General features: G+C 65.2%; 1 protein-coding gene. It reads left to right on the top strand.

Annotation, left to right across the window (positions count from 1 at the left end):
- The first annotated feature begins 109 nt into the window (after nt 1-109).
- Nucleotides 110-1504, top strand: coding sequence for an IS1380 family transposase (locus QSJ19_RS26410; RefSeq protein ID WP_286324022.1), 1395 nt, complete (start codon nt 110-112; stop codon nt 1502-1504).
- Nucleotides 1505-1682: the final 178 nt, after the last annotated feature.

Here is a 1682-nt window from a genome sequence, read left to right as displayed (position 1 = left end):
CCTCGGGCTTTCACGCTTTTTCGTGTCGTGAATGAAGAATGGTGCCCTGACCTGGGATGATTGAACTTGCGAAGGTATCAATCGGACCAGATCGAGGAGCACCATTCAGGTGAGTAAGTCTACGTCGGCCTACCCCATGTTGTCTGCAGATGGCACCGGAACCGGGGTGGTGTCGCACGCCGGCGCCACGGTGGTCCTGCGGGCCGCGGAGAAAACGGGTCTGACCAGCCGACTGTCCGAAGCGTTGGCGCCGTGGCGTAAACCCCTCGCGACCCATGACCCGGGCAAGATCATCGCTGATCTGGCTGTGGCCGTCGCGATCGGTGGCGACTGTTTGGCTGACATCAACCAGTTGCGCGCCGACCCGGCGGTGTTCGGTCAGGTCGCCTCTGACCCAACGGTGTCACGACTGATCTCGGCGTTGGCTGATGATGCGCCGGCGGCACTGTCGGCGATCACGACCGCCCGCGCTGGCGCGCGGGCAGCGTGCTGGTCGGCAGCCGGTACCGCTGCTCCCGATCATGACGCCGACGTCAATGATCCGGTGATCCTCGACCTCGACGCCACCTTGGTGACTGCGCATTCAGAGAAAGAGGATGCGGCACCAAACTACAAGCGGGGGTTCGGGTTTCACCCGTTATGCGCGTTTGTCGATCACGGCAGCGAGGGCACCGGCGAACCCCTGGCGATCGAGTTGCGACCGGGTAATGCTGGTGCAAACACAGCTGCCGATCACATCGCGGTCACCGCCGCCGCACTCGAGCAGCTACCGCAAGTGCACGGGTATCGGGTCGGTAAGTCGGTGCTGGTGCGTACCGACTCAGCCGGCGGCACCCACGAATTCCTCGACTACCTCACCCGCCGGCGCCTGGCCTACTCGGTGGGGTTCGGACTGACCGAGACGACCGCGGCCGCTATCGACCGCATCAGCCCCGAGGCGTGGACTCCGGCCTACGACGCTGCCGGCGTGCAACGCGACGGGGCATGGGTGGCCGAGTTGACCGGGCTGATCGACCTGGCGGGCTGGCCTGCCGGGATGCGGGTGATCGTCCGCAAGGAGCGCCCCCATCCCGGTGCGCAGTTACGGTTCACCGACCGCGATGGGTTGCGGCTCACCGCATTTGCCACCAACACCAGCCGTGGTCAACTCGCCACACTCGAGCTACGTCACCGGCGTCGGGCGCGCTGCGAAGATCGTATCCGCACGGCCAAAGACTGTGGCCTGACGAACCTTCCGTTGCACGGATTCGACGCCAACCGCATCTGGTGCGCCATCGCGATGCTCGCCTGCGACTTGATCGCCTGGACCCAGATACTCGCGTTCACCGATCACCCCGCCCGCCGGTGGGAACCCAAACGACTGCGCCATCGCCTGTTCGCGATCGCCGCCAAGATCACCCGCCACGCGCGGCGAACCCGGTTGAAACTCGCCGCCCACGCACCCCACGTCCACCTCCTGCTCGACGCAATAGCCAGACTCGCAGCACTTCCCGCGCCGACCTGACCACCAGGCCCAATCCGATCATCGATCCAGAAAGGATGCTTCACCTCGGGACCGTGAACCCCGACGCCCACCGACGCCTCGGGCAACACGCCACGGCCCACACCCGGAATTCAGTCCTCAGACCACCCATCCGGGCCACTCAACAAGGGACCGCCACCTCACGAAAGATTGAGGCTAG

The organism is Gordonia sp. ABSL11-1, assembly GCF_030315685.1.
Classification (GTDB): Bacteria; Actinomycetota; Actinomycetes; order Mycobacteriales; family Mycobacteriaceae; genus Gordonia.
This window is presented reverse-complemented; position numbering and strand designations above follow the sequence as displayed.